This is a genomic window from Brevundimonas sp. Root1279, assembly GCF_001425945.1.
GTDB lineage: Bacteria > Pseudomonadota > Alphaproteobacteria > Caulobacterales > Caulobacteraceae > Brevundimonas.
Window position 1 is genome coordinate 1 of the sequence record NZ_LMEB01000007.1, and the last position, 23335, is coordinate 23335.

At 68.8% G+C, this 23335-nt stretch carries 25 protein-coding genes, 1 tRNA gene and 1 riboswitch; of the genes, 12 read left to right on the forward strand and 14 right to left on the reverse strand.

Features of this window, described 5'->3' with window-relative positions; translation table 11 throughout:
- The 3 genes from ASC65_RS10695 to ASC65_RS10705 all read right to left on the reverse strand — a co-directional run.
- Nucleotides 1–1064 (reverse strand): methyl-accepting chemotaxis protein (locus tag ASC65_RS10695; protein WP_162245671.1); only part of this gene is annotated, 1064 nt, incomplete at its 3' end.
- A 30-nt stretch (nt 1065–1094) separates the two neighbouring features.
- Nucleotides 1095–1787: a TorF family putative porin gene (locus ASC65_RS10700; RefSeq protein WP_056452742.1), complete on the reverse strand. Its 693-nt coding sequence runs from the start codon at nt 1785–1787 to the stop codon at nt 1095–1097.
- Nucleotides 1788–1886: 99 nt separating this feature from the next.
- Nucleotides 1887–2312 carry a response regulator gene (locus ASC65_RS10705; protein ID WP_056452745.1) on the reverse strand — a complete coding sequence of 142 codons (426 nt, stop codon included), beginning with the start codon at nt 2310–2312 and terminating at the stop codon, nt 1887–1889.
- Nucleotides 2313–2507: 195 nt separating this feature from the next.
- On the opposite strand from ASC65_RS10705, the gene ASC65_RS10710 reads away from it, so the two are divergent.
- Together ASC65_RS10710 and ASC65_RS10715 are read left to right on the forward strand one after the other, a co-directional pair.
- On the forward strand, nt 2508–3929 hold the full coding sequence (locus tag ASC65_RS10710; RefSeq protein WP_156459632.1) for a sensor histidine kinase: 1422 nt from the start codon (nt 2508–2510) through the stop codon (nt 3927–3929).
- Nucleotides 3926–4531 (forward strand): response regulator transcription factor, encoded by a 606-nt coding sequence (locus tag ASC65_RS10715; RefSeq protein WP_056452751.1) that lies wholly within the window; start codon nt 3926–3928, stop codon nt 4529–4531. Before ASC65_RS10710 ends, ASC65_RS10715 begins: the two co-directional genes overlap by 4 nt.
- A gap of 58 nt (nt 4532–4589) precedes the next feature.
- Here the strand turns inward: ASC65_RS10715 and ASC65_RS10720 are convergent.
- Both ASC65_RS10720 and cpdR read right to left on the reverse strand, forming a co-directional pair.
- Nucleotides 4590–4664 (reverse strand) — tRNA-Val (locus ASC65_RS10720).
- A gap of 117 nt (nt 4665–4781) precedes the next feature.
- Nucleotides 4782–5141: a cell cycle two-component system response regulator CpdR gene (gene cpdR, locus ASC65_RS10725; protein WP_056452754.1), complete on the reverse strand. Its 360-nt coding sequence runs from the start codon at nt 5139–5141 to the stop codon at nt 4782–4784.
- Nucleotides 5142–5283: 142 nt separating this feature from the next.
- On the opposite strand from cpdR, the gene ASC65_RS10730 reads away from it, so the two are divergent.
- A complete protein-coding gene (locus tag ASC65_RS10730; RefSeq protein WP_056452757.1) occupies nt 5284–6141 on the forward strand; it encodes an N-formylglutamate amidohydrolase in 858 nt (285 codons plus the stop codon).
- A gap of 253 nt (nt 6142–6394) precedes the next feature.
- On the opposite strand, the gene ASC65_RS10735 is transcribed toward ASC65_RS10730, so the two are convergent.
- Nucleotides 6395–7093 (reverse strand): DUF599 domain-containing protein, encoded by a 699-nt coding sequence (locus ASC65_RS10735; protein WP_056452759.1) that lies wholly within the window; start codon nt 7091–7093, stop codon nt 6395–6397.
- A gap of 131 nt (nt 7094–7224) precedes the next feature.
- Here ASC65_RS10735 and ppa point away from each other — a divergent pair, with 131 nt between their 5' ends.
- Entirely contained in the window at nt 7225–7782 is a 558-nt protein-coding gene (ppa, locus tag ASC65_RS10740) for an inorganic diphosphatase (RefSeq protein ID WP_056452762.1), read from the forward strand.
- Between the two features lie 152 nt (nt 7783–7934).
- Nucleotides 7935–8597 carry a Crp/Fnr family transcriptional regulator gene (locus ASC65_RS10745; protein ID WP_162245672.1) on the forward strand — a complete coding sequence of 221 codons (663 nt, stop codon included), beginning with the start codon at nt 7935–7937 and terminating at the stop codon, nt 8595–8597.
- Between the two features lie 4 nt (nt 8598–8601).
- Here ASC65_RS10745 and ASC65_RS10750 read toward each other — a convergent pair whose 3' ends face one another.
- Complete coding sequence (locus ASC65_RS10750; RefSeq protein WP_056452768.1) at nt 8602–9777, reverse strand: acetyl-CoA C-acetyltransferase; 1176 nt, start codon at nt 9775–9777, stop codon at nt 8602–8604.
- 205 nt (nt 9778–9982) lie between these two features.
- Between ASC65_RS10750 and trhA the strand changes: the two genes are divergently transcribed.
- The 4 genes from trhA (at nt 9983) to ASC65_RS10770 (ending at nt 12659) form a co-directional block, all read left to right on the forward strand.
- Entirely contained in the window at nt 9983–10684 is a 702-nt protein-coding gene (trhA, locus tag ASC65_RS10755; protein ID WP_442854126.1) for a PAQR family membrane homeostasis protein TrhA, read from the forward strand.
- A 59-nt stretch (nt 10685–10743) separates the two neighbouring features.
- A complete protein-coding gene (gene phaR, locus ASC65_RS10760) occupies nt 10744–11355 on the forward strand; it encodes a polyhydroxyalkanoate synthesis repressor PhaR (RefSeq protein ID WP_082526005.1) in 612 nt (203 codons plus the stop codon).
- A 5-nt stretch (nt 11356–11360) separates the two neighbouring features.
- Nucleotides 11361–11717 (forward strand): hypothetical protein, encoded by a 357-nt coding sequence (locus ASC65_RS10765; RefSeq protein ID WP_056452777.1) that lies wholly within the window; start codon nt 11361–11363, stop codon nt 11715–11717.
- Between the two features lie 168 nt (nt 11718–11885).
- Nucleotides 11886–12033, forward strand: a riboswitch (yybP-ykoY riboswitch).
- Nucleotides 12034–12095: 62 nt separating this feature from the next.
- The gene (locus tag ASC65_RS10770) at nt 12096–12659 is read left to right on the forward strand and encodes a TMEM165/GDT1 family protein (RefSeq protein ID WP_056452780.1); all 564 of its coding nucleotides are present in this window, start codon (nt 12096–12098) and stop codon (nt 12657–12659) included.
- Nucleotides 12660–12747: 88 nt separating this feature from the next.
- On the opposite strand, the gene ASC65_RS10775 is transcribed toward ASC65_RS10770, so the two are convergent.
- From ASC65_RS10775 to ASC65_RS10785, 3 genes are all read right to left on the reverse strand, one after another.
- Complete coding sequence (locus tag ASC65_RS10775; RefSeq protein WP_056452783.1) at nt 12748–13110, reverse strand: endonuclease domain-containing protein; 363 nt, start codon at nt 13108–13110, stop codon at nt 12748–12750.
- A gap of 108 nt (nt 13111–13218) precedes the next feature.
- Nucleotides 13219–14022, reverse strand: a complete 804-nt coding sequence (locus ASC65_RS10780) for a metallophosphoesterase family protein (protein ID WP_082526007.1) — start codon at nt 14020–14022, stop codon at nt 13219–13221.
- Nucleotides 14006–14785, reverse strand: coding sequence for a hypothetical protein (locus tag ASC65_RS10785; RefSeq protein ID WP_056452786.1), 780 nt, complete (start codon nt 14783–14785; stop codon nt 14006–14008). Before ASC65_RS10785 ends, ASC65_RS10780 begins: the two co-directional genes overlap by 17 nt.
- Before the next feature lie 215 nt (nt 14786–15000).
- On the opposite strand from ASC65_RS10785, the gene ASC65_RS10790 reads away from it, so the two are divergent.
- Nucleotides 15001–17073, forward strand: a complete 2073-nt coding sequence (locus tag ASC65_RS10790) for a response regulator (RefSeq protein ID WP_200939829.1) — start codon at nt 15001–15003, stop codon at nt 17071–17073.
- 47 nt (nt 17074–17120) lie between these two features.
- Here ASC65_RS10790 and ASC65_RS10795 read toward each other — a convergent pair whose 3' ends face one another.
- Nucleotides 17121–17771 carry a glutathione S-transferase family protein gene (locus ASC65_RS10795; protein ID WP_056452789.1) on the reverse strand — a complete coding sequence of 217 codons (651 nt, stop codon included), beginning with the start codon at nt 17769–17771 and terminating at the stop codon, nt 17121–17123.
- A 249-nt stretch (nt 17772–18020) separates the two neighbouring features.
- Here ASC65_RS10795 and ASC65_RS10800 point away from each other — a divergent pair, with 249 nt between their 5' ends.
- A complete protein-coding gene (locus ASC65_RS10800; RefSeq protein ID WP_056452792.1) occupies nt 18021–19079 on the forward strand; it encodes a ribonucleotide-diphosphate reductase subunit beta in 1059 nt (352 codons plus the stop codon).
- A 22-nt stretch (nt 19080–19101) separates the two neighbouring features.
- Here the strand turns inward: ASC65_RS10800 and ASC65_RS10805 are convergent, their stop codons facing one another.
- Nucleotides 19102–19827, reverse strand: coding sequence for an energy transducer TonB (locus tag ASC65_RS10805; protein ID WP_056452795.1), 726 nt, complete (start codon nt 19825–19827; stop codon nt 19102–19104).
- A 129-nt stretch (nt 19828–19956) separates the two neighbouring features.
- On the opposite strand from ASC65_RS10805, the gene ASC65_RS10810 reads away from it, so the two are divergent.
- Nucleotides 19957–21006 carry an oxidoreductase gene (locus ASC65_RS10810; RefSeq protein ID WP_056452798.1) on the forward strand — a complete coding sequence of 350 codons (1050 nt, stop codon included), beginning with the start codon at nt 19957–19959 and terminating at the stop codon, nt 21004–21006.
- Between the two features lie 147 nt (nt 21007–21153).
- Here ASC65_RS10810 and ASC65_RS10815 read toward each other — a convergent pair whose 3' ends face one another.
- Nucleotides 21154–22752, reverse strand: a complete 1599-nt coding sequence (locus ASC65_RS10815) for a carboxylesterase/lipase family protein (RefSeq protein WP_156459634.1) — start codon at nt 22750–22752, stop codon at nt 21154–21156.
- Nucleotides 22753–22787: 35 nt separating this feature from the next.
- Entirely contained in the window at nt 22788–23258 is a 471-nt protein-coding gene (locus ASC65_RS10820; protein WP_056452801.1) for a hypothetical protein, read from the reverse strand.
- Nucleotides 23259–23335: the final 77 nt, after the last annotated feature.

Below are 23335 nucleotides of genomic sequence, written 5' to 3' on the forward strand. Positions count from 1 at the left end.
CCCGAGCGGATGGCCGAGACGTTGGTCACGACCACGCCCATGGCTTCCTGCAGCTGGACGATGGCGCGGTTGAAGTCCTCCTTCAGGCGCGCGGCCTTGGGAGCGACCTCGGCGGTGAAGCGGTGGGTCAGGTTGCCGCCGGCCATGGCCGCCAGGCCCTCSCCCAGGGCGGTGATGGCGACGCGGTCTTCCTCCGCCTCGCGGGCCTTCTCGGCCTCGTTGCGGGCGCGTTCGGCGTCGGCGGCGGCGCGGGCGGCGACGGCCTCGTTCTCCAGGCGCACCTTCTCGATGGCGGCGTCGCGGAAGGCGATGATCGCGCGGCCCATCTCGCCGAACTCGTCCTTGCGGGCGACGCAGGGCACTTCGAAGCTGGTGTCGCCGCCGATCAGGCGACGCATGTAGGCGATCATGTTGCCGACCGGGCCGTTGATGCCGCGGGTCAGCACCCATCCGGCGCCGAGGGCGATCAGGATGGCGGCGGCGAGGCCGATGAAGACCGCGATCATCGCCGCGGAGGCCGTGCTGGCCTGGGCTTCACGTGTGGCGTCCAGGCGCTTCATGGTGTCGGCCTTGATGGCCTCCAGCGGCTCCTCGACGGCGCCGATGTATTCGTCGGCGGCGCCCGACTGGCCGATCATGGCCACGGCCTGGTCCCGGGTGGCCGGGTTGGCGGCCAGGGCAGTGCCGGCCACAACGACCTTCTCGTGCCAGACGTCGATGGCGGCCTCGACCTGGTCGACGCGAGCCTGGTCCTCCTGCGGCGCGTCCTTGCGCAGCTCGTCCAGCGCCGCCTTGAAGTCGGTCTGGTGAGCCTTCAGGCGCTCCAGGTAGTAGGGGTCGTTGGAGACCAGGAAGCCGCGGTAGCTGTTCTCCTGGCGAGCGAGCTTGAGGTCGAGCGTGGCCAGGGTCCGCACGTCGCGGTTGGCCTCGCTGCGCGCCTCGCCGGCCTTATTGAGGGCGTCGAGCTTGTAGAAGACGACCCCGCCCATGGCGGCGATGGCCACGAGCACGGCGGCGAATGCGACGGCCAGCTTACGGCCGATGGGCATGTCAGAGAGCTTCACGGGCATTTCCTTTGCAGTCCGGGCCGCAGATCAGAACGAGAGGGAGAGGGAGCCGACGAGACGGCCTTCGTAGGCCTCGCCGTAGGAGTGGCCGTCGGTGTCGTACCAGCGCACGTCCAGCGCCACGCGATCGGTCAGCTTGTGCTTCACGCCCGCATTCCAGGCGACATATTCGGCGCCGCCGTCGGCGCTGCGGTCGGCGATCGCCGCCGAGGCCTTGGTCGCCTTGCTCAGCGCGACCGTGCCCTGGGCTTCGATCCACCAGGCCTCACGGGTCGCCCCGTTGCCGTCCGGCGTGTAGTTGACGCGCAGGCGGGTCGAGACCGGGCCGATCTTGCGTGAGGCGTCGGCCTGGTACTCCCAGTAGTTGGAATCGGTGCCGGGGCGCGCGCCGGGCAGGTCGCGGTTCTGGACCGAGAAATCGAAGTTGAAGCCGGCCGCCTCAGGGCGCCAGCCGGCGGTGACGATGACTTCGGCGTCCGCGCCGTTGGACAGCTTTGCGGTGGAGGCGAAGGCGCTAGCGTAGAAGCCGTTGGCCTCGACTTCGACCGTGCCGTTGACGCTGGGATCGCCGTTGCTCTTGCCGATGCCCTTGCCGACATATTCGGAAGCGACGCCGACCTGGCCGCTGAATTCCTGGGCGTTCGCGGCGGAGGCGATGGAGGCCGAAGCGAAGAGGGCGGCGGCGAGGAGGATGGCTTTCGCCGGGGAGAAGGTACGCATTCTGCGAGACTGAATCCGGGGGGTGGATGATGATCCCGAACGTCGGTCGCCGGCTGATATTATTTATGAATCCGGGACTACGTAGGATTACCTATCGAGCTAGGCCGCAACCCGGACGGGACGATCGGCCTCGGCCACGGCGGCCGTCGACGACCGGCTCCAGGCCACCGCCTCGACCAGACGCATCAGAGATTCACGGCAGAGGGGCTTGGCCAGCCAGCCGTGAATTTCGGCCTCGGCCATGACCGCGCGGGCCTCGGCCGTGGCGGCGGATATGGTGAAGATGAAGGCGTCGGCGACACGCGCGTGCTCCCTCAGCCGACGCACCACCTCGGCGCCGCCCATATCGGGAAGCTCGGCCTCGACCAGGATCAGATCCGGGGTCTGGCTGCCCAGCAGTTCGACGGCCGTCGCGCCGTCTTCGGCCAGGACAACGCTGTGTCCCGCCGTCCGGACCAGGGTCGCCACCACGGATCGTGTGGCGGCGCAGGCGTCTATCAGGAGGATGTTCAAGGGGAGGGTCATCGGCTTTCTGCTCGATGGCCATCCTCGAACCCGAAGTCCGAAAACAGGGTAATGCAACGGCTACGTACTAATTCTTAGGTAGAAATCCCTATCGGTCCATTCAGCGCCACAAATCGGCGTTACGGCGCGGCCGCCTCAAAAGAGGTTATCGCCGCTCCCAGCCGAAACCACGCTTTGCCGTTATCTTTCAAATCCTTGTCGCCCAGCATCACCGGAAGGGGATGGAGGGGCTATCTGATCGCAGTGCTGGCGGTCGGCTGCGCCCTGCTGGCCCGGCAGGCGCTGGAGCTGGTCGGACACTTCTACTACCTGCCCTTCATCCCTGCGGTGATGGCCACCGCCATGCTCGCCCGCCGCGGCGCGACCGCCGCGGCCGTCGCCCTGTCGATCGCCGCCAATGTCGCCCTGGTGCCGCGCGAGAGCCATGCCGACACCGTCGCCAACGCCCTGCTCTTCACCGTCGTCGCCTGGTTCGTCGCCGAAATGTGCTGGCGCCAGCGCGCCGCCGGGGCCCGGGCCCGGGCCCTGTCGCGCAGCCTGGCCCAGCGCAACCAGATGCTCGACGCCATCCTCGCATCCGCCCCCATCGTCACCGTCGACGCGACCGGCGGCGTCCGCTTCATGAGCGAGAGCGCCCGCCTCATCCTCGGCGCTCCGTCCGGGCGGGGCCCCGATGCGTCCGACCGACCGATGGCCGACTTCGTCCCCGGCTTCAACCTGGCGGAGGCCGGCGAGGACGGCGGCGACAGGATCTGGACCGGCCGGCGGCCCGATGGGACCAGCTATCCCCTGCGCATCCAGCTGGGCGTCATGCCGGACAATCCCGACGGCGACCACGCCACCCTCAGCCTCACCGACCTGACCCAGGCCCAGGCCGCCGACGCCCGGGCCCGCGAACTGCACACCCAACTGAACCGGGTCTGGCGTCTCAACTCGCTGGGCGAGATGGCCGCGTCCCTGGCGCATGAACTGAACCAGCCGCTCAGCGCCGCCGCCACCTATCTGCACGCCAGCCAATCGGAGATGGAGCGAGCCGGACTTATGGGCCAGAGCGTCGCCCGCTCGATCGACCTGGCCAAGTCCCAACTGCTGCGCGCCGGGGCCATCATCAAACGGATGCGCGAGCTGCTCGCCCACGAGAGCCGCAGCCTCGGCGTCGAGAGCGTCGGGGCCATGCTCGCCGACATGCACGGCGTCCTCGGCATGCTTCAGCGCGAGGGCAAGGTGATCATCGAGATCGACATCGATGAAGCGGACGACCACGTCCGCGCCGAACGCATCCAGTTCCAGCAAGCCGTCCTCAACCTCGTGCGCAACGCCGTCGAGGCCCTGAAAGGCCAGGCGGACGGCCGCGTTCGCATCACCGGCCGGCCCGTCTCCGACGACCTGTTCGAGATGTGCGTCGAGGACAGCGGCCCCGGCATCGACGCCGGCGAGCTCGACACCATCTTCCGCCCCCTGATGACGACAAAGGCGTCCGGCATGGGCCTCGGCCTGTCGGTGACGCGCACCATCGTCGAGAGCCACGGCGGAACTCTGAACGTCGCACGCAGCGAACTCGGCGGCGCGGCATTCTCCTTCTCTCTGATGCGCGAGGGAGCGCTCGAGGACGTATGAACGAACAGACCGTATTCGTGATCGACGACGACGACGCCGTCCGGGATTCCTTGCTGACCCTGCTGCGCGGCGAAGGCATCCGCGCGCGCGGCTTCACCAGCGGCGCCGACTTCTTCGCCCGTCTGCCCGATACGGAGTCGGCCTGCGTCGTCACCGACGTGCGGATGCCCGACATGGACGGCGCCGAAGTGGTCCGCCGCCTGGCCGAGGAGAAGGGTCATGCCTGGCCCGTCATCGTCCTGACCGGCCACGCCGAGGTGCCACTGGCGGTGCAGATGATGAAGGCCGGCGTGCTCGACTTCATCGAGAAGCCGTTCGACCCGCGGCGTCTGATGGAAACCATCATGGGCTGCCTCAACGCCCTCAGCGGTCGTCAGGCGGCCCAGGACGCCGCTCGGCGCACCGAAGACCGCCTCGCCGCCCTCACGCCGCGCGAAGCCCAGGTCTTCGAAGCCCTGGTCGAGGGCAAGTCCAACAAGCAGATCGCCCTGGACCTTGAGATCAGCCCCCGCACCGTCGAAATCTTCCGCGCCAAGGTCATGACCAAGATGCAGGCGGAAAGCCTGTCGGCCCTGGTGCGCATGGGACTGGCGCGACAGTAGACCCAGACCTCCGCACAGCAAAAAGCCCCGGCGAACCGGGGCTTCTTGGCGGAGAAAATGGTGGACGCGACAGGGATTGAACCTGTGACCCCTACGATGTCAACGTAGTGCTCTCCCGCTGAGCTACGCGTCCGCCGTGGCGGCCCTGGGGAAGCCCCGGGGCGGGAAGGCGCGGTCTATAACCCGGTGGGCTCGCCGACCGCAAGGGCGAAAAAGCATTGCGGCGAAAGCGCCACGTTTCGGCCGTTGCTTAGGCCGCCGCCACCATCCGTTCGACCTCGCCGACGAGATCGCGCAGGTGGACCGGCTTGGCCAGGACCTTGGCCTGGGGGCTGGCCGCAGCGGCGCTGAGGGCCACAGCGGCGAAGCCGGTGATGAACATGATGCGGATGCCGGGCTGGCGGGCTGCGGCCACGCGGGCCACTTCGATGCCGTCGGCGCCGGGCATGACGATGTCGGTCAGCAGCAGGTCCCACGGGCCCTGATCGAGCGAGTCGATGGCGTCGTCGCCGTTTTCACAGTCGACGACGGAGTGGCCGGCGCGTTCCAACGCCCGGGTCAGAAAGCCCCGTAGCGAGTGATCGTCCTCGGCAAGAAGAATGCGCGCCATATTCGGAAGTGTCCGCCCGTCCCGTGATTGGTCCTGACGCTACGCCCGCACTGGTAAACCCGCCATGAAAGTCCCCGGCCGCGCGAACCGTCGCCGGCGCACGACCTGTGGATCAACGCCCGAAACAGGGTAAGGCTTCACCATGGCCGAGGGCGTCGATCACAGGGAGGCGGAGACGGGACCGGCCTACCGGCGGGTGCGCCCCGCCCAGGCGGGACGCTTCGTTTTCGCGTCGCCGCATTCCGGCGACCTCTATCCCGACGACATGCAGGCCGCGCAAGGGTTGGCCGAGACCAGTCTGCGCAGCGCCGAGGACGCCCTCGTCGACCGGCTGATCGCCCCGGGAGCGAACCTGGGCGCCGTGTTGGTGCTGGGCCGGGCGGGCCGGGCCTATGTCGATCTCAATCGGGATCCGCGCGACCTCGACCCCCTGCTGATCGACGGACTGGACGGCCAGCCCGGCTCGGCGCGCAGCCAGGCCGGGTATGGCGTCATCCCCCGCCTGTGCGGCGACGGCCAGCCGCTCTACGACCGCCGCCTGCCGTTGGCCGAAGCGCAGGCCCGGATCGCGGCCCGCCACGCGCCGTATCACCGGGCCCTGGCGGAGGAGATGGAGGCCGCGCGCGCGCGGGCCGGCGAGGCGGTGCTGGTCGACTGGCATTCCATGCCGGCGCGGGCGACGCAGGGCGTCGGCGGGGCGCGCGGTCCGGACGTGGTGCTGGGCGACCGACACGGTTCGTCCTGCTCGGCGGAGCTGACGCGGCGGTTGCGGCGGTCGTTCGAGGCGCTGGGCTGGCGGGTGGCGCTGAACCGTCCGTACGCCGGCGGCTGGACCACCCAGTCATGGGGGCGACCGGAGGACGGCTTCCACGCCGTGCAGGTCGAACTGAACCGCGCCCTGTACCTGGATGAGGCGACCCTGCAGCCGGGCGCGGGCTGGTCGCGCTGCGCACGCGGCGTGGAACGGGTCATCGCCGACCTGCTGGCCGAGCCGGCCTGATCCCTCGGCCGGGACCAAAAAAAAGCCGCGCCCGAAGGCGCGGCATTTAAAGTCTTTAGGGAGGAAACGCCCAGGAAGGGCATGACGCCGCGAGGCGTCGAAGATCAAGCTAGTGTGCGGTGCACAACGCGTCAACAGGATATTTCGCACCTGCGTTCACGCCGTGTAACGGCACATCGCACCGGTCCGCCGTCGCCGTAACCGTTTTCAGAGGAAATTTTCGCCCCGCGGTGTGCGCGCCTGCACAAAAGCTTCACCGACCGGGGAGATGCGGCTCCAGCAACCGGCGCGCGCTGCGCACGGCGCGGGCCGCCGGCGAGGCCGCCTGACGCCAGACCAGCAGGCAGAAGGCGGCGATCACGCCCCCGGCCAGCCACAGCGGGCCGAACAGCCAGGCCCCGGCGGCAAGGGCGAAATAATACCCCCTCACCCCCTGGCTGAAGGCGCTGAGCGCCGGATTGAGCAGGCCGGCCGCGGCTTCGCCCAGCGCCACCCGGTCGGCCTCGACATGCAGCTCGGGCGCGGCGCCGATCAGGGCCAGGGCGTAGTTCATCTGCCGGATCGACCAGATGAAATCGAGCAGGCCGCGGGCCAGGCAGACCAGCACCAGCGCCAATTTGGCCTCCAGCAGCTTCATCGACACCGTCTCGGCGCCGACATCGGCGATGCCGCGGATCGCCTGCTCGCCGCCGAACAGGATGCTCGCCACGGCGGCGATCAGCAGCATGTTGGTCGAGGCGAAGAAGCCGCCGGAATTGATGGTGTGGCCCATCAGCTGGCTGTCGACCAGGCGGATCTCGCGATGAGCCATGGCCGTCATCCAGACCCGACGGACCACCAGCATGTCGTCGTTTATCGAGCCGCTGCGCTTGGCCAGCACCGCCAGCAGGGGGCCATAACCGAGCCAGCAGATGAAAAAGAGCGTCAGCGCAACGCCGTCGAGAATCGTCATGACCGCTCCCGTTTCAACAGCGGGAATCGTGGCCCCGACGGCCCCTAAGGGCAAGAGCCGCCTTGCTTCGGGCGCCGTGCGAGCCTATCACGCCGCCCTCCCCGTACCGCAGTGCACCATCAGAGCTCGTTATGAATATCGACGCCATCCCCGCCGGCCCGAACCCGCCCTGGGACGTCAACGTGGTCATCGAGATCCCGCAGGGCGGCCTGCCGGTGAAGTACGAGATGGACAAGGCCTCCGGCGCCCTGTTCGTCGACCGCTTCCTGCACACCGCCATGTACTATCCGGGCAACTACGGCTTCATCCCGCACACCCTGTCGGACGACGGCGACCCGTGCGACGTGATCGTGCTGAACCCGACGCCGGTGGTGCCGGGCTGCATCATCCGCTCGCGCCCGATCGGCGTGCTGAAGATGGAAGACGAGGCCGGCGGCGACGAGAAGATCCTCGCCGTGCCGGTCGACAAGCTGAATCCCTACTACACCGACATCGCCAGCTACCGGCAGCTGCCTGCCATCCTGGTCGAGCAGATCGAGCACTTCTTCACCCGCTACAAGGATCTGGAGAAGGGCAAGTCGGTCACGGTGAAGGGCTGGGGCGACGCCGGCGAGGCCGCCGAGCTGATCGCCGCGGGCATGCGCGCCCACCAGGAAAAGCTGAAGGCCAAGGCCGCCAACGCCGCCTGATTCAAGGTCGAAGCGCGGACCTGGCGAGGCCGGGTCCGCGACTTCAAGACTCCCTGCTTTACGCAGCGTCCGCCTAAGTCGATTTTCGACGGACGGACCGCCGAGCTTTCGCCTAATCGGCGGACATGCCTTCGGTCACGCTTCGCAACCATTTGATTGATCGGCTGTCTCCGGAAGACCGGGACGCGCTGATCACGGCTTCCACACCCTTCGAATTCGATCTCGGCCATGTCTTCGCCGAGGCCGGCGACACAGTCGCCTACGTCTATTTCGTCCAAAGCGGGATCATTTCCGCCGTCGCCGGGACCCAGGACGGACGCACCGTCGAGACGTTCATGATCGGCCGCGAGGGCGTGACCACACCCGTCGCCCTCGGCTTTCCGGTCCAGACCTATTCCCGCCTGGTCGGTCAGTCGGCCGGCGAGGCCCGACGCGTCGAGATCGGCAGGCTGCGCCAACTGTGCGACGAGCGCCCCGGCCTGCGGGCGGTGCTGGCGTTGTACGCAGCGGGCCTGCAGGGCGAATTGGAGCAATCGGGGGCCTGCAACGCCCTGCACCGCGCCGACCAGCGCTTCGCCAAATGGCTGTTGCGCTGCCACGATCGCCTCGACGGCGACACCCTGCAGCTGACCCAGGAATACCTCGCCAGCCTGCTCGGCGCGCAGCGGACCACGGTCAATGAGGCCGCCCAGGGCCTGCAGAAGTCCGGGGCCATCACCTATTCGCGCGGCAAGGTGACCATCGTCGACCGCGGCGCGCTCGAGCGGGCCGCCTGCGAATGTTACACGACCGGCCCGCGGCCGCAGTCGGCCTGAGGGCTCAGTCCCGCTGGACGCACATGGCCACGCCCATGCCGCCCCCGATGCACAGGGTGGCCAGGCCCCTCTTGGCGTCGCGGCGCTTCATCTCGTGCAGCAGGGTGGTCAGGATGCGCGCGCCCGAGGCCCCGATCGGGTGACCGATGGCGATGGCGCCGCCGTTGACGTTGACCTTCTCCGGGTCGAGGCCGAGCTCCTTGACCACGCAAAGCGACTGAGCGGCGAAGGCCTCGTTGGACTCGATCAGGTCGAGGTCGGCGACGGTCCAGCCCGCCTTCTCCAGCGCCTTCTTCGAGGCCGGGATCGGGCCCGTGCCCATCACCGACGGATCGACGCCGGCCGTGGCCGAGGAGACGATGCGGGCGAGCGGAGTCAGGCCGCGAGCCCGGGCTTCGTCGGCGCTCATCAGCACCAGGGCGGCCGCGCCGTCGTTGAGGCCCGAGGCGTTAGCGGCCGTGACCGAACCCTCCTTGGTGAAGGCCGGACGCAGCTTCTCCATGGCCTCGATCGTGGCGCCGTGGCGGATGTATTCGTCGGTATCGACGACCACGTCGCCCTTCTTCGAGGGGATGGTCACCGGCGCGATCTCGTCGACGAAGCGACCGGCTTTCTGGGCCGCCTCGGCCTTGTGCTGGCTGGCGACGGCGAAGGCGTCCTGGTCGGCGCGGCCGATCTGGAACTGCTCGGCGATATTCTCGGCCGTCTGGCCCATGTGATAGCCGTTGAAGGCGTCCCACAGGCCGTCCTTGATCATGGTGTCGGTCAGGCTGACGTCACCCATCTTGGAGCCGGTGCGCAACTGCTGGGCGTGCGGCGCCTGGCTCATGCTCTCCTGGCCGCCGGCCACCACGATCTTCGCATCGCCGAGGGCGATTTGCTGAGCGCCGATGGCCACGGCGCGCAGGCCCGAGCCACAGATCTGGTTGAGGCTCCAGGCGGCCGCCTCCTTGGGCACCCCGGCGCCGATGGCCGCCTGGCGGGCCGGGCCCTGGCCGGCGGCGGCCTGAAGCACATGGCCGAGGATGACTTCGTCGACATCGGCGGCGGCGACGCCGGCGCGCTCCAGTGCGGCCTTGATCGCCACTTCGCCCAGCTTGGACGCCGGCAGGGAAGACAGGGCGCCCAGGAACGACCCCACAGGGGTGCGGGCGGCGGAAACGATGACGACGTCGGTCATGGGAGAGGCTCGCGATCCAGGTCAGTCTCGGGGAGAGCCCGTACCTAATCCCCCCGACGGCTCGCCGCCAGCCTGTGTCCGTTGCGCCGCAGCATCGGGCATTCTTCGCCCAACCTTTGCCGTATCTGGAACGCTCACTGGCGCCGACCTGTTTTTCCCGGGAACGATAGCGGTGTCCGGGGTTTTTGGAGCCATGCTCGTGCGGATGAAGAAAGCGTTTGGTCGGATTTGCGTACCCGACGAGCTCGACATGGCCGAGCACTACCGAACCTTCGCTGAGAAACAGGCCGATTTGATCGTCCACGTCGTCGGCCTCACCCTGGCCGCCGTGGGCGGGGTCGTGCTGGCGGTGTTGGCGGCGATCTATTCGGGAGTCGGCGCCGTGGTCGCCACCGCCGTCTACGCCCTGTGCCTGGTGGCCATGCTGACCGTCTCGACCATCTACAACCAGATCCGCCCCTGCGCCGCGCGGCCGATCCTGCGCCGCATGGACGAGGCGGCCATCTTCCTGATGATCGCCGGCAGCTACACGCCCTTCACAACCCAGCGCTTCGAAGGCGCCTGGGCGCTCGGCTTCACCCTGCTGGTCTGGAGCGTGGGCCTGGCCGGGGTGGTCGCCAAGCTGTTCGCGCCCCGCATCTCGGACGCCTTCTGGGCCGGGGTCTATGTGCTGTTCGGCTGGCTGGCGGTGATCGCCCTGAAACCGATGATGGACACCGTCCACCCTGTGGCCCTGGGCCTGCTGGTCGCGGGCGGCCTGATCTACACGGCCGGGGTTCTGGTCTTCATCAGCCCGAAGGTGAAATTCCGCCGGGCGATCTGGCACGGATTCGTCGTTACTGGCGCGACTGTGCATTGGACGGCGGTGCTTGTGGGCGTCGTGCTGGCCCCCGCGGCGGTCGGCTAGACATCGCTGCGTGGGCAGCGCAGCATGGTCCCGCGTTGCAACAGGATCGGGGACCACGCGTGGCCGACAAGAAGCCCGGAGCCGGCGAGACCGTCGTCATCAAGAAGTACGCCAACCGGCGCCTCTACAATACCGCCACCTCGGCCTATGTGACCCTGGAGGACCTGGCCCGGATGGTGCGTGAGGGCACCGAGTTCGTGGTCTTCGACGCCAAGACCAATGAGGATCTCACCCGTCAGATCCTGACCCAGATCATCTTCGAGGAAGAGAGCCGCGGCGAGGCCCTGCTGCCGGTGCAGTTCCTGCGTCAGCTGATCGGCTTCTACGGCGGCCAGATGCAGGGTGTCCTGCCCAGCTATCTCGAGATGTCGCTCGACAATTTCTCGCGTCAGCAGGAGCAGATCCGCGGCCAGTTCTCCAAGGCCTTCGGGGCGGCGCCCGGCGCCGGCCTGATGGAGGAGGCGGTCAAGCGCAACATGGTCATGTTCGCCGAGGCGATGAAGATGTGGCCGGGCTTCTCGGCTCCCGGCGGCCTCGTCGCCGCCCAGGCCTCGCGTCCCGCCCCCGAGACCGCCCCGACGGCCGCCGATCCGCTGGCCGAAATGCGCCGCCAGATGGACGAGATGCGCGCCCAGCTCGACAAGCTGTCGCAGCCGCCGAAGGCCGGCTGAGAGCGATGACCGACGAGGTCGGCCCCGTCGGACCCGTCCAGCGCCGCGACGAACGGCGCGAAGGCGAGCGCCGCGCGGCCCAGCGCCGGACTCCGCCCGTCTCGACCTCTCGCGCCCTCGTACCGACCGAGTTCAAGGCCGAAGCTGCCGAGCCCCCGGCAAGACCTGCCCCCACCGCCGGCGCCGACGCCGCCGCGGCCGCCTTTGCGGCCCAGGTCATGGGCCAGACCGGCCAACGCCGCGGCCTGAAGGGCGGCCCGCCCGTCCTGGACGCGGCCCGCGCCACCTACCTCGGCACCGCCTATTCCGGCGCCGCCGAACGTCGTCCCAAACCGGGCAAGGCGACCGACACCGACGTCTAGGAAAGCGGCACGGTCCTTGCTGACGGAGGTCTCAAACGCCTCCGATCGGGACCGCCATGTTGAACCTCCTCGCCCGCACCGTCGACGTCACCGTCGTGGCCCTGATCTTCGTCGCGTTCAGCTGATCGGGCAGCTGACTTGCGCATGACGGCGCGCGCCGCTAAGCACGCCGCCGTCATCGGGGAGTAGCCGCCCGCGCCTATCAGCGGGGCCCGCGTCAACACACTTCCTCTCCCGGAGAGGATGGCGCGAGAAGGAGTCGGGTCCATCGGACCGGGCGCCACGGCAAGACCGCTGGCATTCACAGGGGATTTCCACGCGGGGCCCGGCTGTGAACGCCACAGGTCTGTCCGCCGAGGCCCCGCGCACGAAGACGTCTTGGAAGCCTTTCTGATTTCTGCCGGCCTCGTCTCCATCGCGGAGATCGGGGACAAGACCATGTTGCTGGCCATCGTCCTGGCCGCCGCCTGGCGCCGCCCCCTGCCCATCATCCTCGGCATCCTCGCCGCCACCCTGGCCAACCACGCCTTCGCCGCAGGGGCCGGCACGGTGCTGGGCCACTTCATGCATGGCGAGTGGGTGCGCTGGGTGGTCGGGATCGCCTTCCTCGGCTTCGCCGTCTGGGCCCTGATCCCCGACAAGTTCGACGAGGTGCCGGACGTCACCGAGAAGACCTTCGCCGGCGTCTTCTGGACCACCACCGCCGCCTTCTTCGTCATCGAGATGGGCGACAAGACCCAGGTCGCCACCGCCATGCTGGCCGCCCAGTTCCAGAACATCCTGCTGGTCGTCGCCGGCTCGACCCTGGGTATGATGATCGTGAACGTACCGGCCGTGCTGCTCGGCGAGGCGGCGGCCAAGCGGCTGCCGCTGAAGTGGATCAGGATGGCGGCGGCGGCGGGTTTCGCGGCGACGGGGCTGTGGGTGCTGCTGGCGGGGTAGGCGGTCGAGTTCACCTCCCCATGAGCGTAGGCGAATGGGGAGGACAGGCGCGGCACGCGCCAGGAGGGGGCGGCTCGGCGCTTGCCGATTAGCCTTCCCGTCGTTCCCTCACCACCGAGAGGATGAACTCCAGCACGCCCTCGATTTCATCCCGGACCTGCCAGGCCCGCAGCCGCACGACGCGGATGCCCTGGGTTCTGCCGAGCCACGCCGTCCGCCGCCGGTCGTGCGCCATCTGATCGGGGTTGTCATGAACTGCGCCGTCGACCTCGATCGCGAGCCGGGCGTCGGCGCAGTAGAAGTCGAGGATGTAAGGCCCGACCGGATGCTGCCGGCGAAACTTCAACCTATTCAGCCGGCCCGCGCGAAGTCGCTCCCAGAGGCGCACCTCAGGCGGGGACATGTCGCGGCGAAAGGCCTTGGCGCGGGTGCAGCTCAGACCATCTGGCATAACGTCAGTATTTCAGAGATCGCCCGGCGCCGTCGAGCCGCCCCCTCCTGATCGCTGCGCGGTCTGTCCTCCCCATTCGCCTACGCTCATGGGGAGGTGAAGCGAGATCTAAACCTCAAACACCCGATACGGCGTATCCCCCAAGGTCCGCAGCACCGGCAGGGCGACATTGTAGACCGGCACCCCCTTGTGCGTGCGGCCTTCGGGCGCGCCGCGGTGGGCGTGGCCGTGAACCACCAGGCTGACGTTGTCGTAGCGGTCGATGGTTTCGCCCAGGCGCGAGGAGCCCAGGAAGGCGTGGATCTCGGGCGGTTCGCCCATCACCGTGTCGACCACCGGCGAATAGTGAAGCACCACCACGCTGCGCTCGGTGCGCAGGGTGCGGATCGAGTTTTCGATGGCGTTGGCGTCTTCGATCGCCTCCTGCACGAAGGCCTTGATCGAGGCCTCGCCGAAGGGGCTGAGCATGTAACGGCCGAAGCCGCCGACGAACCCCTTGCCGCCGGCGAAGCCGACTCCCTCGATCTCATAGGCTTCGCCCGAGAGCATCTTCACGCCCGCCTCGCACAGCGCGTGGTGGACCGCTTCGGGGTGGCCGCACTCGTGCTCGTGGTTGCCCAGCACCCCGACGATCGGGATGCGGCAGTCGGCGATGTCCTCGAGCAGGATCTCGACCTCGCGGCGGGTGCCGTGGTTGGTCAGGTCCCCGCACAGGCACAGGACGTCGGCGTCCTCGTGCACAGCCTGGAACAGCTCCCGGTGCGGACGGACGTGGGCCTCGGCCACGTGCAGGTCGCCCACGGCGGCGACGCGCAACAGCTTCTTGGGTCCCGGTTCGAGCCCCGGTTGCGGCGTCTGCGGATCGGCGTGGTCGCCGCCGTTGGTCGGCGGCGCTTCAGTGGATGGGCTCATGGCGTTCCTCCAGCCCCTTGCCCACGATATCGCCGAAGCCCCATTCGGTGATGTCGGCGATATAGTCGCGCGGACTGAACAGTCGGCCGCGGCAGACCTTCACGCGCGGCGCCGGCAGGTCGACCTGGGCCAGCAGCCGCTGGGTCAGCTCGGTCATCAGCCAGGTCGGGACCTTGTCCCGCTCGGTCGGGTAGGCGAACCGGAAATTCAGCAGGTGCGACAGCAGCACCTCCCAGTAGAGGTCCATCTGATCGAGCAGGGATTTCCAGTCGATCGCCTCGGACTGCTTGAGGATGACGTGGTTCACGTCGGCGCCGTCGAAGCGGTAACGGTCCTGGATGAAGACCTTGGACAGGATCAGGGCGGTCGGCGGCGTGATCGCCACACTGTGCCCATAAACCTCGATCCGGTCCTCGCCGAACCAGCTGTCATTCACCGCGATGGTGCCGTTCGACATGGCGAAGATCACATCGAAGAAATAGTGATCGTCCTTCCAGACCTTGGCGATCCAGCGCTCATCCTCGACATCGGTGCGGTACCCGCGCGCCTGGAAGTAGGCGAGGATGCGCGGGTAGTCGCCCGGCTTGCAGAAGACGTCCAGGTCCTTCGTCGGACGCCGGATACCCGTGTAGGCGGTGACCGCATAGGTTCCCGAGAGCAGGAACGGGATTCCGCTCTCCTTCAGCAGGCCCAAGGCCTCGTCATAGAAGGCGACCGCTTCTTCCGGCGGATGAAAGCTGGGATCGGAGACTGTGTCCGACATGGTTCCGACCCTTGTTTGAGAGGGTGCTGAAACGGTCGCGGTTGCGGGGCGGTTCCTCCGCTCTCAGTCGGGCCGTGGTCCCGATTTGTTTACAGGTCTCGAGCTATGCTCAAATTTCAGTACTGGCCGGAGGGGACCGGTTGAAAGGTCGTTGGCGTCTGTTCAGGCATGACGCGGGTCGCACAGCCGGCCCGCCCGCCTGGGCCTATGTAGCTTTGTTTGTCGCCTGCCAGCTGCTCGGTCACTGGAGCGTGGCGACCTATGGCTCGGTCACCGTCTGGCTTTCCAACGGCGTGATGACCGCGGCCCTGCTGCAGCTGCACCGCCGCCAGGCCATTCCGGTCATCGCCGCCTGCTTCATCATCAACCTGGGCAGCAACGTCGTGCGCGGCGACCCGGGCGTCTTCCTCTGGCTGAACGCCCTGCTCAACCTGGTCGAGGCCTTCGTCGCCGCGGTGCTGGCGCGGCGCGTCTGCGGCGCGGCGCTGGACATGCGCCGCCCGAAGCGCCTGGCCAATTTCGCCCTGCTGGCGGCGGCGCCCGCCGTCGCCTTGTCGACGATCATCGCCCACGTCATCGCCTTCGCCCTCAGCCCGCGGCCGCCGGCCATGGTGCTGTTCCGGCTGCTCAACTACTTCACCATCGAGCAACTCGGCCTGTTGCTTATGACGCCGATCCTGCTGCTGCTGGCGCGGGGCCATCGCTTCCAAGGCACGGCCCAGGCCCGCCTGCCGGAGGCCATCGGCCTGATCCTTCTGATGCTCGGAGCGACCTTCATCGTCTTCTGGCAGAACGACGCCCCGCTCATGTTTGCGGCCGTTCTACCCATGGTCCTGATAGGCCTGCGCCTGTCTCCGACCTGGGCCGCCGCAGCCCTGCTGGGCATGGCCTTCGTCAGCGGCGCCGCGACGCTGCTGGGCCACGGGCCGGTGCATTTGACCCGGCTGCCGCCCGTACCCGAGCTGGTCGACGTTCCGCCCATGGTCCGTCGCCTCGGCGTCTACAACCTGTTCCTGCTGGCCATGGTCGCCACCGTCCTGCCGATGAGCACAGTGATGACCGAGCGCCGCCGCCTCGTGGCTCGCCTGCGCGCCCGCACCCTGGCCGCCCAGGAGGCGCGCCGCACCGCCGAGCACGCCGCCGCCGCTCGTTCGCGCTTCCTGGCCATGATGAGCCATGAGATGCGCACCCCGCTGAACGGCGTCGCCGGCTTCGCCGATCTGCTGGCCGCCCGACCCGGCCTGGACGCCGAGGCCGTTCGCCAGGCGCGACAGATCCGCGAATCCTCCGACGGCCTGCTGATGCTGGTCGAGGACATCCTCGATTTCGCGCGTGGCGACTGCATCGTCTCGCCAGAGCCGCTCGACCTGTCCGCGGTGGCCCGCGAGGCCGCCACGCCCAGCCGCGCCGCCGCCGACGCCCAGGGGCTGAGCCTGACCATCGACGATCGCCTGCCGTCACGCTCGCGCTTCGTCGCCGACCGCCGCGCCCTGCGCCAGGCCCTGCACCCGCTGATCGCCAATGCGGTGAAATTCACCAGCCGGGGCGGAGTCGACGTCCGCCTCGAGCGCGCCGCCGACGGCGTCGTCATCCGCGTCTCCGATACTGGTTGCGGCATCGACCCGTCACGCCACCCCGCCCTGTTCGAGGCCTTCTATCAGGGCGACGACTCCGTCAGCCGCAACCACGACGGAGCCGGACTGGGCCTGGCCCTGGCTGCGCGCCATGTTCGTCGCCTGGGCGGCCGGATCGAGGTGGAAAGCGCACCGGGCGAGGGCTCGACGTTCATCCTCAGCCTGCCCCTGCCCCGGACCGCCGACGCCGAGCCCGAGATTGTCCGCGAGGCCGTCGCCCTGGTCGAGGGCGACGATCAAGGCTTGGCCCGGACGCCCACCATCCTGGTCGTCGACGACCACCCGGTGAATCGCGAAGTCGCCCGCATCATGCTGCAGGCCTTCGGCCTGGAGGTGGTCGAAGCCGCCGACGGCAAGGAAGCGGTCGCCCTGGCGTCCGAGCAGGCCTTCGATCTGGTGTTGATGGACGTGCGCATGCCGCGCATGGACGGCTTGGAGGCGACGCGCCACATCCGGCGGCTGGCCGACGCCGCCGGTCGCGTGCCGATCGTGGCCATGACCGCCGACGCCATGCCCGAGGACGTCGCCCGCTGTCTCGCCGCCGGCATGAACGCTCACATGGCCAAGCCGATCAGCCAGGCGACCCTCTGCTCGGTGGTCTCGCGCGCCCTGTCCGGCGACCTGCCGGTCACGGCGGAGACGGCCGCCGCCTAGGCCTGACCGGTATCGGCGGATCAGGCTCCGGCAGGGCCGATCTCGCTCTAGCCGACGTAGTTCCCTTCGAAGGGAAAGCGCTCGGCCCAGAAAGCCTTCAGCTCCGGCAGGGCGTCGACGCGGCGCATCACCTGACCTATGCGCGGCGCGACCTCGTGGAAGCGCCGGCGGTGGGGATTGAACCGGCTGACCGTCGCTACATACAGGTCCAGCACCGTCGGCTCGTCACCCAGAAGAAAGCGGCCCGGCGTGATCTGGCTTTCCATCTTCGCCCAGCAGTCGGCGATGCGTTCCGAGGTCCGCCGGCCGATCTCCGCCTGGGCCTTCGGATCGTCGCCGGCCAGGCGCGACGGCGTGTCCCGGACCCAGTACATGGCGTAGATCGCCGCTGGCACGAAGGCCATCCAGCGCAGGAACTGCGCCCGAAGCGGATCGCCCGGTTCGGGGCCCAGAGCGGCTTCCGGGTGTCGCTCGGCCAGCCAGATGAGGATGGCGGCGCTTTCGGTCATCACCTCGCCGTCGGGCAGGACCAAGGCTGGGATCTGCCGCATCGGATTGACCTCCGCGACCTTGTCGCGCTCGGCCTCGCCTTCCCAGGTCGCAGCCTCGACGACGCGATAGGGGACGCCGATCAGGGTCAGGGCCGCCTCGACCGGGACCGAGCCCGATCCGGCGGCGCCGTAGACGGTGTAGGACATGACGGTCTCCACTGCTGGCGGGCCGACGCTATCGCACCCGCGTCCGCCCCGCGCCCAAGACCTGTCGCGCCCGCCATAGGCGGAGCTTGGGCTTGCCCACAGGCGCGTCCCCAGCCGATTGCGCCCCGCCTACCACATGTAGCGCTCCGCTGAAAAAGTGATCGCAATATAGCCGCATTTCGGCTTGGCGCCGGAGCCTCCCGGCCGCATGTTGGAAGCCACTTCCGGATTCGTCGACAGAGCTCCCAGATGAACGCGCACGCCCCGATCTCGCCGATCCTCGGAGCCTCCACTCCCGGGCTGCTGACGCCCTCGGCGGCCTACAAGCCGTTCCGGTACCCGTGGGCCTTCGACATGTGGAAGAAGCAGCAGCAAGTCCACTGGATGCCCGAGGAAGTGCCGCTGGGCGAGGACATGAAGGACTGGGCGGTCAATCTGACCGACAGCGAGCGCAACCTGCTGACGCAGATCTTCCGCTTCTTCACCCAGGCCGACATCGAGGTCCAGGACAACTACATGGAGCGCTACGGTCGGGTGTTCAAACCGACCGAGGTCAAGATGATGCTGGCGAGCTTCGCCAACATGGAGACCATCCACATCGCGGCCTACGCCCTGCTGCTCGAGACCATCGGCATGCCCGAGGCCGAGTTCGGCGCCTTCATGGAATACGAGGCCATGCGGGACAAGCACGACTACATGGGGCAGTTCGGGGTGGATTCGAACGCCGACATCTGCCGGACCCTGGCCATGTTCGGCGGCTTCGCCGAGGGACTTCAGCTGTTCGCCTCGTTCGCGATGCTGATGAATTTCCCGCGCCAGAACAAGATGAAGGGCATGGGCCAGATCGTCAGTTGGTCGGTGCGCGACGAGAGCCTGCACTGCGAGGGCATCATCAAGCTGTACCACGCCTTCAACAAGGAGACCGGCGCGGTCACCAAGGCTGTGGCCGACGACATCATCGACTGCTGCAAGACCGTGGTGACGATGGAGGACAAATTCATCGACCTGGCCTTCGAGCAGGGCCCGGTGAACGGCATGACCCCGGCCGACATCAAGGCCTACATCCGCTTCATCGCCGACTGGCGCCTGCGCCAGCTGCAGCTGCCCGAGGTCTACGGCATCAAGGAAAACCCGCTGCCCTGGCTGCAGTCGCTGCTGTCTGGCGTCGAGCACGCCAACTTCTTCGAGGCTCGGGCCACTGAATACTCCAAGGCCGCGACCAAGGGCTCCTGGCACGGCGCCGAAGGCGTCTGGGGCAGCTTCGACGCCCTGATGAAGAAGCGCAACGACGAGGCGGCCGGGGCCTGAGCCCCGACCGCGCCCGGTCGTCCTACTGGGCGGCCGGGGTCGCCGGCAGGGTCGCGTCGCACGAATAGGCGGCGCAGTATTCCGTGCGAATCCGCTCGGCCATCCCCTCGTAGACCGCCAGATCCGCGCCCGTCGCCGGGCCCTTATCCGGCGACAGCTGTTCGCCCATCATTTCGCGGTCGTGCTTGGTCATGGACATGACCATGGTGGTGACCAGGATGTCGAACCGGCGTTCAGGGCGAAGGGCGCGCTGCACCAGGGCGTCGACGGCCTTGCGACGCTCCGTCTCGTCGACCGAGATGGCGGCCTGGCCGGCGATGACGCCGCGCAGATAGGCGTTGTCGTAAGGCTGCATGCCCGGGCCGACCGACGGAGCGGGCGGCGCCGGCGGGGTGAAGTCGATCACGAACTCGAACGGCGCCGGGGCCGGCCGGCCGTCCATCAGCTGCGGTTTGACGGCGTATTCGTTGACCAGCCGACGCACGCCGTTTTCGAACTGCAGCCCGGCCGGAGCGACCGCCAGGGTCTCGCAGTTCTGGAGCTTGCCCTCCATCGTATACTCGCAGCGCACCTTCACCTTGCCGGGAATGCGCGCGAGGCGGGCGAAGGTCGGATAGGCGTCGGCCATGGCCTGGGCGCTCGGCTGCTTGTTCAAGGCCGCCGGGGTGATCTCCGGTCCGGAATCGCAGCCGGCGAGACCCGCCAGGGCGACGACGGCGAGCAGTGGCCCGGTGAACTTGTTCAACATTGGTAGTCCCCAAATCGCTCCGCTTCCCGGACGCCGCGTCCGCGCGTAGAGCCTCGCCATATCGCCCCGCCCGGCGTCGGGTGGCAAGCCGCCGGGACCACCGGCCCCCTGATGCGTTGGAGCCCGGTCATGTCCGCCACCCCCACGCCCTTCAATGTCGCCCTGGTTGGATTCGGCTACGCCGGCCGCACCTTTCACGCGCCGTTGATCGACGCCTGCCCTGGCCTGGTCCTGCACAGCATAGTCTCCAGCCGCCCGGACGAGGTCCGCGCCGCCTGGCCCGAGGCGCGCCCCGCGAGGTTCGAGGAGGCCCTGGGCGATCCGGCCATCGCCCTGGTCGTCCTGGCCACCCCGAACGCCCTGCACGCGCCCCAGGCCGTTGCAGCCCTGAACGCCGGCAAGGCGGTCGTCATCGACAAGCCCTTCGCCCTGTCCCTCGCCGAGGCGGAAGCGGTGGCCGCCGTCGCGCGGGACCGAGGCCGTCTGTTGTCCGTCTTCCACAACCGGCGCTGGGACGCCGACTTTCTGGCGCTGCAGGCGGAAATCGCCGCCGGGACGCTGGGGCCGATCCGCACCTTTGAAAGCCATTTCGACCGCTTCCGACCCGAGGTGCGCGATCGCTGGCGGGAGCGCGACGAGCCCGGCGGCGGCATCTGGAACGACCTCGGCCCGCACCTGATCGATCAGGCCCTGGTGCTGTTCGGCCGCCCTCTCGGCGTGACCTGCGACCTCGCCGTCCTGCGCGACGGCGGCCAGGCGACCGACTGGGCCCACGCCGTACTGCGCTACGTCGACAGGCGCGTGATCCTGCACGCCGACATGACCACGCCCGCGCCCGACCTGCGCTTCGCCGTCCACGGCGCGCGGGCCAGTTGGCTGAAGTCGGGTCTGGACGTGCAGGAGGACCAGCTGAAGGGCGGACGACCGGTCGGCGGAGAGGGCTGGGGCGTCGATCCCCTGCCCGCGACGATCGTCGAGGGCGAGACCGGCGCGCGCCGCCCGTCGCCGGGCCCTGCGGGCGACTACCGCGCCTTCTACGACGGCGTCGCCGCCGCTCTCGCCGGAACCGGCGCCAACCCAGTCCCGCCCGAGGAGGCGCTGGCGGTCATGGAGGTGCTGGAAGCCGGTCTGGAGAGCCATGACCGCGGCGCCGAGATCGTGCTCGAACCAGCCCCCTGAACCCTGCCGCCCCGCCTCTCCCCCGGCGCTACATGCGCGACATCGGGACCGCTATATTTCGCCAAGACATGCGCGACATTTCCGGCGTCGACATGCGCGACATTCGTCGAGACATGCACGACATCGACGACATCGTTCCGAGCGGGGTCAGGTCCCGGGCTGAACGTAGGGGATCCGGCCGAAGAAGCGGCGTTCGTCGCCGCGCGGATCGTCGGCCATCTGCGGCGGCAGGTCGAACAGCATCGTCTCGCGCCGCGCCAGGGAATAGGGCGTCCAGCGCGGCAGGCCGGCGTGGTTGGGGTCGCCGGTGCGGGCGAAGGCCAGCAGGGCGTCGCTCATCCGGTCGGCCATGGCCTGGGCGTCGGCGCCGACCGCGCCCGAGCCCTCGGCCCTGACATTGTCCAGCATCAGCGGGATGTCGGAGGTGTGGTAGGCGCCGGTGCGGCCGTTGGGCAGGCGGCTGGCCCAGTCCAGCTGATAGACCCAGGCGGGCGAGCCCTGCGCCGCCCGCGCCTCCGCCTCGATCACCGCCGCTCGCCAGGAACGCGCCGCCGTCGTGGCGCGGATCAACACTTGATCGGGGTTCATCTCCGGGTGTTCGCGGCGATACCAGCCGCCGACCTCCGCGGGATCGATGTCGATGCGCATCTGCGCCGGAGTCAGTCGCCCGGGCAGGGCCTCCCAGGTCAGACCGGCGTTGGCCGGGTCATTGCCGAGGAAGGCCAGGGTCTCTTCGCGAGTGTTGCCGATCATCATCGGGATGGCCGCCGACTGCGCCGGGGCGTCGGGCCAGAACGGGTGGCGCGGCAGGCTGCGCCCATCGAGCACCGGACCGAAATAGAGCGAGCCGCCGAGGATCGCGTCGGTCGCGCCCGCCGCCTCGAGCAGGCGCTCGACCGGCATGGTCCGCACCTCGTCCGCGCGCGACGGGGTGAGACCGAGGGCCGCCAGCCAGGCCTCGGCGCGCCTTGCTGCATTCAGCGGACCGGACGCGGTCACCTGCTGGCCGCTCATTGTCACAGCCCTGTGAAACAGGCCCGAAGCCATCGGCATGGCCATCAGGGTGGCGATCTTGGCTCCGCCGCCGGACTGGCCGACCAATGTCACATTGACGGGATCACCGCCGAAAGCAGCAATGTTGTCGCGCACCCACTCCAGCGACAGGATGAGGTCCAGCTGACCGAGGTTGCCGCTGTCCTCGAACCCGGCCGCAAGTCTCGCCAGCGAGGCATAGCCCAGCGGCCCGAGCCGATGATTGACCGTGACGACGACGACGTCGCCCCGGGCCGAGAGTCGCGCCCCGTCTGTCAGCGGGCTCGATCCCGAGCCGGTCGAATAGGCCCCGCCGTGAATGTAGACGACCACCGGCCGGCGCCCGATCTGAGCGGGCGTCCAGACGTTCAGCCTCAGGCAGTCCTCGGACTGATTGGGTTCGCCCCCGCGCTGCGGACAGGCCGGACCGAAGGCGTCCGCCTCGAGCACCCCGCTCCACGGCGCGGGCGGGAGCGGCGGCTGGAAGCGCCGCGGCCCGGTGTCGGCGCCGTAGGGAATTCCCAGAGCACGCAGGACGGGACTTCGGCCCTCCGCCTGGGCGCGCGCCACATCCCATTGAAGCCGGACGCGACCTGAGCGGGTCTCGACCACCACGGCCCCGTATTTCTCACGGGCTCGCACAAGCGTCGACGAGGCCACAGCCGCGGCCGCCGCCAGCGTCAATCCGCGCCGGGTCAGTGTTCCGCCTGCCACGCCATGTCCCCCAAGGTCCGCAGACTGCGTCGAGATCAGCCTTGCGGCGCGCCCGTCACGCAAACCCGGCCGGACCGCTGGCAGGCGGCGACCTGGGCTTCCCAAGCGGCCTTGTCGCGTTCGTACTGGGCCTTGGCGGCGTCGGCGGCGGCCTTGTTCGCTTCCCACTGGGCCTGTTCGGTGGCGAGGCGGGCGGTCTCTTCACGCCAGCGGGTGTTGCTGATTTCGAATGCGGCCTGGCTGGCGGCCTCGGTCTCGGCGGCGGCGTCGTTCCGCGACGCGATGCGCTGGTTCAGGCTGGCCGTGGCGGCGAGCTCGGCCGGGTCCTGCTCTTCGTCCGTACCCTGGGGCGCCGCCTGGGTCATCTCCGCGACGGCCGGAGTCGAAGCCGTGGCGTGACCGTGCGCGGTCTGGGGCGCGGCGCTCTGGGGCGTGGCGATCTGGGCGAAGGCCGTCGGCGCGAGGGCGAGAAACGATACGGCGGCGATCAGAGTCAGTCGGGACATGCAGGGCTCCAACGATAGATCCGCGAAGCTTCGCGGTAGAATGCGATCAGATAACGGCGGTTGAGTGCGACAACACA